Source organism: Rhizobium sp. NXC14 (genome assembly GCF_002117485.1).
GTDB lineage: Bacteria > Pseudomonadota > Alphaproteobacteria > Rhizobiales > Rhizobiaceae > Rhizobium.
The window spans coordinates 1,006,888-1,019,238 of the sequence record NZ_CP021030.1 but is presented as its reverse complement, the minus strand read 5'-3'; the positions used below and the strand labels follow the sequence as shown (position 1 = coordinate 1,019,238).

Below are 12,351 nucleotides of genomic sequence, written 5' to 3'. Positions count from 1 at the left end.
GATCACGGTGCGTGGAGCCAAAAACAGAAAAGGCGGACCCGAGGCCCGCCTTTCGCTTGAACATCGCTCCCGATCAGCCTGCGGCCACCGGAGCGCCCCAGCCGCCCCAGACGTAGATGCAGAAGAACAGGAACAGCCAGACGACGTCGACGAAGTGCCAGTACCAGGCGGCTGCCTCGAAGCCGAAATGCTGCTTCGGGGTGAAGTCGCCGCGCAGCGCGCGCAGCAGGCAGACCAGCAGGAAGATCGTGCCGACGAGGACGTGGAAACCGTGGAAGCCGGTCGCCATGAAGAAGGTCGCGCCGTAGATCGAATTCTTGAAGTCGAACGGAGCGTGGGCATATTCGTAAGCCTGCACGCAGGAAAACAGGATGCCGAGCAGCACGGTCAGCGTCAGACCCTGAACGAGGCCCTTGCGATCATTGTGCAGCAGCGCATGGTGCGCCCAGGTGACCGTCGTGCCGGAGAGCAGCAGGATGACGGTGTTGTAGATCGGCAGGTGCCAGGGATCGAGGACTTCGATGCCCTTCGGCGGCCAGACGCCGCCGGTATAGGCCATGCGCGAGGCCTGGATCGCCTCGTTCGGAAACAGGCTGGCGTCGAAATAGGCCCAGAACCAGGCGACGAAGAACATCACTTCCGAAGCGATGAACATGATCATGCCGTAACGCAGGTGCAGCGAGACGACGCGGGTGTGAGAGCCCTCATGGGCTTCCTTCACCGTATCGGCCCACCAGCCATACATGACGTAGAGAACCAGCACGAGACCGATGTAGAAGAGCCAGGGATTGGCGAGTTCGGCGCCGGCGACCTTGAAGGAGCCGCCGTTCAGGTAACGCATGTAGCAGACGCCACCGATCGCCATGATGAAGGCGCCGAGCGAGGCGAGAATCGGCCATGGGCTCGGATCGATGATGTGGTAGTCGTGGTTCTTCTGATGCGCATCGGCCATGTGGCTATCCCCGGATGTCTTCCTCACTTCGCTCCCGGCTTAGCCGGAAACGAGCCTTGATCAAAGTTTCTTTTCAATCTTTACCGCTCCACCCTCATTCGAAGCGACGGGCTTCGGACCCTCTTTCGGGTAGAACGTATATGACAGCGTCACCGTGTGGATATCCTTCGATTCCACCGCCTTGACGATTTCAGGGTCGATATAGAACACGACCGGCATTTCCAGCTTCTCGCCCGGCTTCAGGTCTGTTTCCGTAAAACAGAAACATTGCACCTTGTTGAAATAGGCGCCCGCCTCGCCCGGCGTGACGTTGAATACCGCCTGGCCGCGCTGGGTTTCGTTCGAGCGGTTCTCGGCGACGAAATTGACCTGGATGGTTTCGCCGATCTTCGGATTGACCTCGCGCTCGACCGGCTTGAAATTCCACTGCAAGCCAGGGGCGACATTGGCGTCGAAGGTCACGCGCATCTTGCGGTCGAGCACGACGCTCGACATCTGCTCGACGCGCTGCGTCGTGCCGTTATAGCCGGTCACCTGGCAGAAGATGCGGTAGAGCGGCACGGCGGCATAGCTCATCGCGCCCATGCCGAAGACGAAACTCAGGCACATCAAAACGACCGCGCCGTTGTTGCGGCCCTGCTTCCTGGGTGCGGCGGCTTTTTCGCTCATCCGGCCATTCCCCCGCCGATCTTGACGATCGTGATCGCATAGAACAGGACGACGAGGCCGGCCAGCACGAGCCCGAGGGCGATGTTGCGGTTGCGGCGCGACTTCATCTGCTTTTCGGTGAGCTTGACGAGATCCATCAGAACGAGCCTCCTGCTTGCGAGACCAGCATGGCGGCCAGCCGGTCGATCATCAGCGCGGAAAAGATGGCGAAGAGATAGAAGATCGAGAAGGCGAAGAGCTTCTTTGCCGGGATCATCTTCAGATCGCCGTCGGGCATGCGCCAGACGGCGATGGAACAGGTGATTAAGATCGCGCCGAGAGCGGCGGCAACCAGGCCGTAGCCGAAGCTTGCGAAACCGAGGACGGAGGGCAGCACCGCGCAGATGGCGGTCAGCACCGCATAGGCGACGATCTGATGCTTGGTCATCCGCTCGCCGGCGACGTTCGGCAGCATCGGCACGCCGACGGCCTCGTAATCGCGCATCTTGAAGAGGGCAAGCGCCCAGAAATGCGCCGGCGTCCACAGAAAGATGATCAGGAAGAGAACAGTGCTCTCGATCGTCACCGAATTCGTGACGCAAGCCCAGCCGATCATCGGCGGAAAGGCGCCGGCGGCACCGCCGATGACGATGTTCTGCGGCGTCGAGCGCTTCAGCCACATGGTGTAAATGACGGCGTAGAAAAAGATGGTGAAGGCGAGGATGCCGGCCGACAGCCAATTGACGGCAAGGCCGAGAATGACGACCGAAAAGCCCGACAACACTAGCCCGAAGGCGAGCGCTTCCGACGGGGCGATGCGGCCGGCCGGGATCGGGCGCTTGGCCGTGCGGCTCATGACCGCGTCAATGTCGGCGTCGTACCACATGTTCAGCGCGCCCGAGGCACCGGCGCCGACGGCGATGCAAAGGATCGCGATCAGGCCGAGGACAGGGTTGATGTGGCCCGGGGCCAGCACCAGGCCGGCAAAGGCGGTGAAGACCACGAGCGACATGACCCGTGGCTTCAAGAGCTCGAAATAATCGCGCGCGCTCGCTTCCGACATTTCGCCGTCCTCTGCAAGCGCCTCGTGATTGTCGATAACCGTCATCATTCCGTCCTGAATTTACTTATGCCGAACGCCGTCTCGAGTGCGGCGTCCGGTTTTCCGCACGTCTTACTTGATGCGCGGCAGCTGTTCCCACTGGTGATAGGGCGGCGGCGAAGGCAGCTGCCATTCCAGCGTCGTCGCACCCTCGCCCCACGGATTTTCGCCGGCGAGGCGCTTCTTGGCGAAGGCTTCGAAGACCGACACGAGGAAGATCAGCACGCCGAAGGCCGAGATGTAGGAGCCGATCGAGGAAACATAGTTCCAGCCGGCAAAGGCATCCGGATAATCGATGTAGCGGCGCGGCATGCCGGCGAGACCAAGGAAGTGCTGCGGGAAGAACACCAGGTTGACGCCGATGAACATGACCCAGAAATGCAGCTTGCCGAGGAACTCGTTGTACATGTAGCCGGTCATCTTCGGGAACCAGTAATACCAGCCGGCAAAGATCGCGAAGACGGCGCCGAGCGACAGAACGTAGTGGAAGTGAGCCACGACGTAATAGGTGTCATGCAGCGAGCGGTCGAGACCGGCATTGGCAAGCTGGACGCCGGTGACGCCGCCGACCGTGAACAGGAAGATGAAGCCGATCGCCCAGATCATCGGGGTGCGGAACGAGATCGAGCCGCCCCACATCGTCGCGATCCAGGAGAAGATCTTCACGCCCGTCGGGACGGCGATGACCATCGTGGCGAAGACGAAGTAGCGCTGCGCATCGAGCGACAGACCGACCGTATACATATGGTGGGCCCAGACGACGAAGCCGACGGCGCCGATCGCGACCATGGCATAAGCCATACCGAGATAACCGAAGATCGGCTTCCTCGAGAAGGTCGAGATGATGTGGCTGATCATGCCGAAGCCCGGCAGGATGAGAATGTAGACCTCGGGATGACCGAAGAACCAGAACAGGTGCTGGTAGAGGATCGGGTCGCCGCCGCCTTCCGGAGAGAAGAAGGAGGTACCGAAGTTGCGGTCGGTCAGCAGCATGGTGATGCCGCCTGCCAGAACCGGCAGCGACAGCAAGAGCAGGAAAGCGGTGATCAGCACCGACCAGGCAAACAGCGGCATCTTGTGCAGCGTCATGCCGGGGGCGCGCATGTTGAGGATCGTTGTGATGAAGTTGATCGCGCCGAGGATCGACGAGGCGCCGGCGATATGCAGCGCGAAGATCGCCAGGTCGACCGCCGGTCCGGGCGTGCCGCTCGTTGCCAGCGGCGGATACATCGTCCAGCCGCCGCCGGTGCCGTAAGCGCCTGCCGGGCCCTCGACGAACATCGACAGCAAGAGCAGCGCGAAGGCCGGAACGATCAGCCAGAAGGAGATGTTGTTCAGGCGCGGGAAGGCCATGTCGGGGGCGCCGATCATGATCGGCACCATCCAGTTGGCAAAACCGCCGATCATCGCCGGCATGACCATGAAGAAGATCATGATCAGCGCGTGCGCCGTCGTGAACATGTTGAACATCTGCTTGGCGCCGTCAATCGCGGCATCGCCCTCATAGCCGTAGACCATCGAGGCCAGGCCGTGGAAGATCTGGATGCCCGGCTCCTGCAGCTCCATGCGCATGGCCACCGACAGCGCGCCGCCGATGATGCCGGCGATGATTGCGAAGATCAGGTAGAGCGTACCGATGTCCTTGTGGTTGGTCGAGAACAGCCAGCGATTGATAAAGCTCGGCTTGTGCCCGTGATCATGGTGATCGTGATCATCATGCGCATGGTCGTGGTGGGCATGAGAATGATCGTCGTGAGCGGAAGGTCCAGCCATTGTCCCGATCCCCTTTAATTACTGTGCTTCGGCAACGTCGACGGTCTTTGCGGGACCATCGGTTGTGGCCATGAGTGTCTTGTAGGCGCCGGGCAGGTCGCTGGCGGCCGTGGTCAGCCACTGCTTGTACTTGTCCTCGGAGACGACGCGGATGGCGATCGGCATGAACGCATGGTCCTTGCCGCAGAGTTCGGAACACTGGCCATAGAACAGGCCTTCGCGCTCGGCCCTGAACCAGGTCTCGTTCAGGCGGCCCGGCACGGCGTCGATCTTGATGCCGAAGGACGGCATGGCGAAAGCGTGGATGACGTCGGTCGGTGCCGCGGTCACGAGAACGCGGACCGTCTTATTGACCGGCAGCACCAGCTCGTTGTCGACGGCGAGCAGTCTCGGATAGACCGACTTGTCTTCCTTGCCGGCGGCCGCGCGATCCTGATCCTTCAAGAGGTAGGAATCGAAGGCGAGCGGGCTGTCGCCCGAACCTTCATATTCATAGTTCCACTGCCACTGGGTGGCGGTCGCCTTGATCGTCACGTCAGGATTTTCGGGCAGCGTCAGCTGGGCTGTCAGAAGGTTGAAGGAGGGAATGGCGAGGAAGAGCAGCACCAGGACCGGCCCCACGGTCCAGATGACCTCGATCAGCGTATTGTGGCTCGTGCGCGACGGAACCGGGTTAGCGCTGGCGCGGAACTTGAAGCAGACGACGATGAGCAGGATCAGGACGAAGAGCGTGATCGGAACGATAAACCACAGGGTATATTGTTCGAACCAATGAATTTCCCGCATGATCGGCGTCGCCGCCGGCTGCAGCGTCGCCTGCCACGGCGTCGGCTGGTCGGCATATGTGCCGGAAGCAAAAAGCAGACAGACCAGCGTGGTCAGGGCTGCATAAGCCTTCTTCATCACCTTATTATCTCCCTCGAGCGCTTGACCTGCTAAATCGAACGCAGAATCCTTGCCATCTTCAGCGCTTCAAACCACAGTTTGGCATTTGCCGCAACAGGCAGGAGCAATTGTCTATGCGGCATTTTTGCTTAAAGCACAGGCAGGCCGAACGGCAAAACATCCCAAGTTTTTCATCGGCATATGAAAAATGCCCTTTCCGGCCGATCCGCCCGCCGTACATTATATGACAAAGGTCCAATTTCTGCCGCAGTCCCCCGGTTTTCACGGGGTGGGGCTTTTCATTTCCGGTGGGCAGCTTCAACAATAGCCGCAATGATTCGATATCCAGAGGTTTCCATGGGTTTCCGTTCCCTCGCGCGGTCGCTTCTCGTGACTGCAAGCATCGCGGCCGCAGCGACGACGCCCGTCTTCGCGCAGCAACCCGCCCCTTCCCCGGCCACGCCCACCACCCCTGCACCGGCCACCCCTGCACCGGCCGCCCCTGCCCTGGCCCAGCAGCCCCCGGCTGCCAACCCGAATATCCAGGTGACGCCCGGCCAGACCCAGCCGCAGGCGCCGGGCACAGTGAAATCCAATCACGGCGCATGGTCTGTCGTCTGCGACAAGCCGGCCGGCGCGGCGACCGAGCAATGCGCGCTGATGCAGAATGTCATCGCCGAGGACCGGCCGGAGGTCGGGCTTTCCGTCGTCGTCTTGAAGACGGCCGACCGCAAATCGAAGATCCTGCGCGTGCTGGCGCCGCTCGGCGTGCTCCTGCCGAACGGCCTCGGCCTCAATGTCGACGGCAAGGATATCGGCCGCGCCTACTTCGTCCGCTGCTTCGCCGACGGCTGTTATGCCGAAGTCGTGCTCGAGGACGAGCTGCTGAAGACCTTCCGCAGCGGCGCCCAGGCCACCTTCATCGTCTTCCAGACCCCGGAAGAAGGCATCGGCATCCCCGTCGACCTCAAGGGCTTCGCCGAAGGTTTTGACGCGCTGCCGTGAGGCTGGCGGCCGTCTACCATGGGTCCGCCCCCCTCATCCGGCTGCCGCCACCTTCTCCCCGTAAACGGGGCGAAGGGACCATGCCGGGACCTCTCGGTTCCCACCTCACCCTCGCAGAGCAAGTCCCCTCGCCCCGTTTACGGGGAGAGGGTTAGGGTGAGGGGCAGTCCTCGAGATCGTTGTCGGCCGCTAGGCCAGTCACCGGAAAAAGAAGAGCGAGAACAACTCCACTCGCACCACGTCTCATCATTTCAAGCAAATAGGCCCCTAACTGATCATCTCAAAACAGCCGCGCCGCCACCCAGCGCGAAACGATAAAACGCTTACATCTCTTTCGAAGCCATTCCATTTCCAAGATCGCTCTGCCCAACAAAGAATAATTCGAAGACAGGGCTTCACTCCTTATAAGGTTGAGCCCTATCTAAGGCGCAAGCGCATTCCCGAACGCATGCCATTGGAGCCAGACCATGACCACCGATCTCCTGACGCTTTTCGATGCCGACGAGGCCACGATGCGCGGCCTTGTCGCCGAAGCGCTCGCCGGCGCCGATGACGGCGAGCTGTTTATCGAGCATGCCCAGGCCGAGGCGCTGACCTTCGACAATGGCCGGCTGAAGGGCGGCAGCTTCAATACGGAACAGGGGTTCGGGCTTCGCGCCGTTGCCGGCGAAGCCGTGGGTTATGCCCATGCCGGCGATCTCTCGGTGGCGGCGCTGAAGCGGGCGGCCGATGCCGTCGGCGCGGTGACGCGCGGCTATTCCGGCTCCTATGCTGCAGCCCCGCAAGGCACCAACAAGAAATTCTACGGCGACCAGAACCCGATCGGCCAGCCGAGCTTCGAGGAGAAGGTCAAGGTCCTGCAGGATATCGACGCCTATCTCAGGAGCAAGAACGACAAGGTGCGGCAGGTGACTGCTTCGGTCGCGGCGAGCTGGCAGGTCGTCGACATCCTGCGCGCCGACGGCCACCGTGTCCGCGACATCCGGCCGATGACCCGCATCAATATTTCCGTCGTGGTCGGCGAAGGCGAGCGGCAGGAGAGCGGCTCTCACGGCAGCGGCGGGCGCATCGGCTTTGGCGATTTCATTGCCGAGGGCAGCTGGCAATATGGCGCCGACGAGGCGCTGCGCCAGGCGCTCGTCAATCTGGAAGCGATCGATGCGCCGGCCGGCACGATGGACGTCGTTCTCGGCTCCGGCTGGCCGGGCGTGATGCTGCACGAGGCCGTCGGCCACGGGCTGGAAGGCGATTTCAACCGCAAGAAGACGTCGGCCTTTGCAGGCCTTCTCGGCCAGATCGTCGCCGCGCCCGGCGTCACCGTCGTCGATGACGGCACGATCGACAACCGCCGCGGCTCGATCACGATCGACGACGAGGGTACGCCGTCCGGCTACAACGTGCTGATCGAGAACGGCAAGCTGGTCGGCTACATGCAGGACCGGCAGAATGCCCGGCTGATGGGCATGGCGCCGACCGGCAATGGCCGCCGCCAGGGCTATGCCCACGTGCCGATGCCGCGCATGACCAACACCTATATGCTCGGCGGCGACAAGACGCCCGAAGAGATCATCGCCTCGGTGAAGAAGGGCATCTATGCCGTCTCCTTCGGCGGCGGTCAGGTCGACATCACCTCCGGCAAATTCGTCTTCGGCTGCACCGAGGCCTATCTGATCGAGAACGGCAAGCTCGGCGCGCCGATCAAGGGGGCGATGCTGATCGGCAATGGCCCGGATGCGATGAAGCGGGTGTCGATGATCGGCAACGACATGAAGCTCGATACCGGCATCGGCAATTGCGGCAAGGCCGGCCAATGGGTTCCGGTCGGCGTCGGCCAGCCGCATCTGCGCATGGATCAGATCACCGTCGGCGGCACGCAGACCTGAGGCGGAGTATTTCCTCATGGCAGAGATCGAAATCAGACCCTTTGCCGCCGGCGATGCCGATGACGTGCTGTCGGTGATCCTGCCGATTCAGCGCGAGGAGTTCGGCATCGACATCACAGCCGATGCGCAGCCGGATCTCCGGGTCATCCCGGATTTCTACCAATCCGGCAAAGGTCAGTTCTGGGTCGCCGTCAAGGACGGCGCGATCGTCGGAACGCTGGGCTTGAAGGATATCGGTAACAATCAGGCAGCGCTGCGCAAGATGTTCGTCGCCGCCGAGGTTCGCGGCCGCGAGCACGGCGTGGCAGCGCGGCTTCTCGAGCGCCTGTTCGACCACGCCAGAGATGCCGGCCTCACCGACATCTTCCTCGGCACCACGGACAAATTCGTTGCCGCCCATCGCTTCTACGAGAAGAACGGCTTTACCGAGATTGCCAAGAGCGCCCTGCCCCGCTCCTTCCCGCTGATGGCCGTGGACACCACGTTTTACCGGTATAAGGTCGGCTGACTGCGGATGCCGCAAAGGGTCGGCGGCCGATAACGGCCATGTTCCTGTCGCGCCACAACTGTCATAAAACTGTCACAAACCGAAACTCGGCCCTATCTCTTCAACGGGATAGGGTTTAGGACGGCTCGTCATCCATAGCGCAGATCAAAAATCACGAGGTGTTCATGCTGGGTTGGTTTCGGAAATTGATGCCGCGCGAAGACCGGTTTTTCGTCCTTTTCGAACAACATTCCAGAACGATCGTCGGCGCCGCACAGGCTCTGGACAGGTTGCTGTCGGGAGTAGAGATCGAGCATCAATGCGAAACGATCGTGCGGTTGGAAGATCAGGCCGACGATATAACGCGCGAAGTCATGCAGGCCGTCCGGCGTAGCTTCATCACACCTTTCGATCGTGGAGACATCAAGGATCTCATCCAATCCATGGATGATGCGATCGACATGATGCACAAGACCGTCAAAACCATCCGGCTCTTCGAGCAGACCAGCTTCGATCCGGGGATGCAGGAGATGGGCAAGACCGTTGTGGAAGCTGCCAATCTCATCGCCGAGGCCATTCCCTTGCTCGATCGCATGAACGCCAATGCGCCGCGGCTTTCTGCCATCGTCGAACAGGTCACGCGGGTGGAAGGGCGCTCCGACGAGTTGCACGAGCAGGGGCTCAAGGATCTGTTTCGCCGGCACCGCGCCGGCAATGCGATGGCCTATTTGATCGGCAGCGAGATCTACGGCGAGCTGGAGAAGGTGGTCGACCGTTTCGAGGACGTCGCCAACGAGATCAGCGGCATCGTGATCGAGAATGTCTGATGGATGCCGCCCTCGCTCTTCCGCTTCTTGTCGGCCTCATCGGCGTCGCGCTGCTGTTCGATTTTCTCAATGGGCTGCATGATGCGGCCAATTCGATCGCAACAATCGTCTCGACACGGGTCCTGAGGCCGCAATATGCGGTCTTCTGGGCGGCATTCTTTAATTTCATCGCCTTCCTGTTCTTCGGCCTGCATGTGGCCGAGACGCTCGGGACCGGCATCATCGATCCGGCGATCGTGACACCGCAGGTGATTTTCGCGGCCTTGATCGGCGCCATCGTCTGGAATGTCGTGACCTGGATCTTCGGTATTCCCTCCAGTTCATCCCATGCCCTGGTCGGCGGGCTGGTCGGTGCGGGCCTTGCCAAAGCAGGGTTGAGCTCGATCGTCTGGAGCGGCCTTCTCAAGACCGCGAGCGCCATCGTCATGTCGCCGATGATCGGGTTCCTGCTGGCATTGTTCCTCATTCTGGCGGTGACCTGGACCTTCATCCGGCAAACGCCTTTTGCCGTCGACCGGTCCTTCCGTTTTCTGCAATTCGTGTCGGCATCGCTCTATTCGCTCGGTCACGGCGGCAATGACGCCCAGAAGACCATGGGCATCATTGCCGTGCTTCTTTACTCGCAAGGCTATCTCGGTGGCAGCTTCCACGTGCCGCTCTGGGTGGTGATTTCATGCCAGGCGGCGATGGCGCTCGGCACCTTGTTCGGCGGCTGGCGCATCGTCCATACGATGGGCTCGAAGATCACCCGGCTGAACCCGATGCAAGGATTCTGCGCCGAAACGGGCGGTGCCTTGACGCTGTTCGGCGCCACCTGGCTCGGCATCCCCGTTTCGACCACCCACACCATTACCGGCGCCATCATCGGCGTCGGCGCCGCCCGGCGCGTCTCCGCCGTCAGGTGGGGGCTTGCCGGCAACATCGTGATCGCATGGATCATCACCCTGCCGGCCGCGGCAATGATTTCGGCAGTTTCGTTCTGGCTCGTGAGCCTGTTGGGCCAGCTCTCTTAGTCGATCGGACAGCTGACGTGGCGCTTAGGTCGTCTGTGCCGGCTGAAACCGCCACTTCCGTTCGACCGCGGCGGCGATGTCGATGTCGTTACGGCGAGCAAACAGCAGGAGGTGACCGAGCAGGTCGGCAGTCTCGTCGGCGAGATCGCGCCTGATATCCTCGGGAGAGCGGCCTTTGGCACGGCCCCGACCGGTCAGCCGGTTCCAGGCCTGGGTGAGCTCTCCCATTTCCTCCTGCAGCTTCAAAAGGAACCAGTCGTCATCCCGCTCGATGCCGCTCTCGGCGACATGGACAGCGGAAGCGGCTTCGAACTGGTCGGCGAGACGGCGCAGCATGGATGTTCTCCTTTTGTTTATGGAGGAGACGCTGATTCCCGCTGCTTGTCCAGAGCCGAGTATGATGCCGCTGGGATCAGCTGTGGTCGGGCAGCAGCACGCAGTCATAGGAGCGCTGCTTCAGCGCATCGCAGGCGGAGGCGGCGGCGTCCTTGCTGGCGAAGCCGACGAAGCGGGCGCGATAGATCCGGTTCGCCCCCTGCCCGACCGCCTCAGTGTAGGGCGAGGCGGAAACCAGCGGTGCGCCGCCTTCCGACTGGGCCTGTGCAAGAAGCGCACGCGCCGCATCGGCGCTGGGGGCCGCCGAAATCTGGATCTGCCAGGTGCCGTCGGTTTTCTCGGCCGGAGCCTTGCCGGTCTTGCCGGCATTCAGGATCTCGTCCATGGCGACAGGACGTTCCAGCGGCACGACGGCGTCATCGGCATAAGCCAGGCTCTTGCCTGCGGGATCTTCGTCCGGGCGCCGGGCGTTGAGCGGCACCGGAACATCGGAAGAGTCAGCCGCAGACGCGACTTCGACCGGTTCCCTGGCGCCGACGCTCGCCATCAGCCTGGCGCCGCCGGATGACGAGGCGCGGCCGAGATAGCGGTCGAGCAGCGCTTCCATCCTGGCGTCGCGGCTGCGGGCGGTGCGGCCGCCGAGCACGACGCCGACGACGCGGCGGTTGCCGTCTCTGACGGCGCTGACGAGGTTGAAGCCGGACGCGTTGGTGTAACCCGTCTTGATGCCGTCCATGCCCTGGTAGCGGTACATGAGATTGTTGTGGCCGCGCACGGTCTTGCCGCGGAAACTGAAGCTTGCCGTCGAGAACAGGCGGTATTCATTGGGATAATTCTTGATCAGCGCCACGGCGAGCGTCGACATGTCGCGCGCCGTCGTCACCTGGCGGCTGTCCGGCAGGCCAGAGGCATTGACGAAGACGGTGCGGCTCATGCCGAGCTGGCGGGCTTTGGCCGTCATCATCCGGGCAAAGCCGGCCTCCGAACCGCCGAGCGTCTCGCCGATCGCGGCAGCGGCGTCATTGGCGGATTTGACGATCATGCCATAAACTGCCTCGCGCACCGTTATGGTGCCCCCGGCCTTGACGCCGAGCTTGGTCGGCGGCCGCGCGGCAGCGTATTTCGACATCTGGATCGGCGTATCCCAGGCGATCTTGCCGCGCTTCAGCGCCTCGAAGGTGAGATAGAGCGTCATCATCTTCGTCAGCGACGCCGGATGGTTCAGCGTATCGGCGTTTTCGGAGGCGAGGACCTTGCCCGTGCGGGCATCGAGGACCAGCGAGGCGCTGCCGGCAAGAGCCGCAAGCGGCGCCGAAACGGCCAGCGTTACGGTCAAAACAGCCGCCAATAGCTTTCTCATGGAGTTCCCCCTGATGCGCTGGCTCTCGATGGGCCGGCCATGTGTCGTAATGTGACAGAAGCCGGAAGTTTGGCGCGACT

General features: G+C 62.1%; 13 protein-coding genes. 5 read left to right on the top strand and 8 right to left on the bottom strand.

The window, feature by feature from the left end; translation table 11 throughout:
* Positions 1-73: 73 nt before the first annotated feature.
* The 6 genes from NXC14_RS04935 to coxB all read right to left on the bottom strand — a co-directional run bounded on the left by NXC14_RS04935 (position 74) and on the right by coxB (position 5,378).
* The gene (locus NXC14_RS04935) at positions 74-952 is read right to left on the bottom strand and encodes a cytochrome c oxidase subunit 3 (protein WP_085777208.1); all 879 of its coding nucleotides are present in this window, start codon (positions 950-952) and stop codon (positions 74-76) included.
* Between the two features lie 60 nt (positions 953-1,012).
* Complete coding sequence (locus NXC14_RS04930) at positions 1,013-1,621, bottom strand: cytochrome c oxidase assembly protein (protein ID WP_085777207.1); 609 nt, start codon at positions 1,619-1,621, stop codon at positions 1,013-1,015.
* Positions 1,618-1,758, bottom strand: coding sequence for a hypothetical protein (locus tag NXC14_RS32890; RefSeq protein WP_004672998.1), 141 nt, complete (start codon positions 1,756-1,758; stop codon positions 1,618-1,620). Before NXC14_RS32890 ends, NXC14_RS04930 begins: the two co-directional genes overlap by 4 nt.
* Positions 1,758-2,708, bottom strand: coding sequence for a heme o synthase (locus NXC14_RS04925; protein WP_085779984.1), 951 nt, complete (start codon positions 2,706-2,708; stop codon positions 1,758-1,760). Before NXC14_RS04925 ends, NXC14_RS32890 begins: the two co-directional genes overlap by 1 nt.
* Positions 2,709-2,774: 66 nt before the next feature.
* Positions 2,775-4,475, bottom strand: a complete 1,701-nt coding sequence (gene ctaD, locus NXC14_RS04920; RefSeq protein WP_085777206.1) for a cytochrome c oxidase subunit I — start codon at positions 4,473-4,475, stop codon at positions 2,775-2,777.
* Between the two features lie 18 nt (positions 4,476-4,493).
* Positions 4,494-5,378: a cytochrome c oxidase subunit II gene (coxB, locus tag NXC14_RS04915; protein ID WP_085777205.1), complete on the bottom strand. Its 885-nt coding sequence runs from the start codon at positions 5,376-5,378 to the stop codon at positions 4,494-4,496.
* 315 nt (positions 5,379-5,693) lie between these two features.
* Here coxB and NXC14_RS04910 point away from each other — a divergent pair, with 315 nt between their 5' ends.
* From NXC14_RS04910 to NXC14_RS04890, 5 genes are all read left to right on the top strand, one after another.
* Positions 5,694-6,365 (top strand): invasion associated locus B family protein, encoded by a 672-nt coding sequence (locus NXC14_RS04910; protein WP_085777204.1) that lies wholly within the window; start codon positions 5,694-5,696, stop codon positions 6,363-6,365.
* A gap of 467 nt (positions 6,366-6,832) precedes the next feature.
* A complete protein-coding gene (gene tldD / locus NXC14_RS04905; RefSeq protein WP_085777203.1) occupies positions 6,833-8,248 on the top strand; it encodes a metalloprotease TldD in 1,416 nt (471 codons plus the stop codon).
* A 16-nt stretch (positions 8,249-8,264) separates the two neighbouring features.
* Complete coding sequence (locus NXC14_RS04900) at positions 8,265-8,756, top strand: GNAT family N-acetyltransferase (protein WP_085777202.1); 492 nt, start codon at positions 8,265-8,267, stop codon at positions 8,754-8,756.
* 164 nt (positions 8,757-8,920) lie between these two features.
* Positions 8,921-9,562: a DUF47 domain-containing protein gene (locus NXC14_RS04895; RefSeq protein ID WP_085777201.1), complete on the top strand. Its 642-nt coding sequence runs from the start codon at positions 8,921-8,923 to the stop codon at positions 9,560-9,562.
* Entirely contained in the window at positions 9,562-10,575 is a 1,014-nt protein-coding gene (locus NXC14_RS04890) for an inorganic phosphate transporter (protein ID WP_085777200.1), read from the top strand. The genes NXC14_RS04895 and NXC14_RS04890 overlap by 1 nt, the downstream gene beginning before the upstream one ends.
* Before the next feature lie 24 nt (positions 10,576-10,599).
* Here NXC14_RS04890 and NXC14_RS04885 read toward each other — a convergent pair whose 3' ends face one another.
* Both NXC14_RS04885 and NXC14_RS04880 read right to left on the bottom strand, forming a co-directional pair.
* Positions 10,600-10,911 carry a pyrophosphatase gene (locus tag NXC14_RS04885; protein WP_085777199.1) on the bottom strand — a complete coding sequence of 104 codons (312 nt, stop codon included), beginning with the start codon at positions 10,909-10,911 and terminating at the stop codon, positions 10,600-10,602.
* A 76-nt stretch (positions 10,912-10,987) separates the two neighbouring features.
* Positions 10,988-12,271, bottom strand: a complete 1,284-nt coding sequence (locus NXC14_RS04880; protein ID WP_085777198.1) for a D-alanyl-D-alanine carboxypeptidase family protein — start codon at positions 12,269-12,271, stop codon at positions 10,988-10,990.
* Positions 12,272-12,351: the final 80 nt, after the last annotated feature.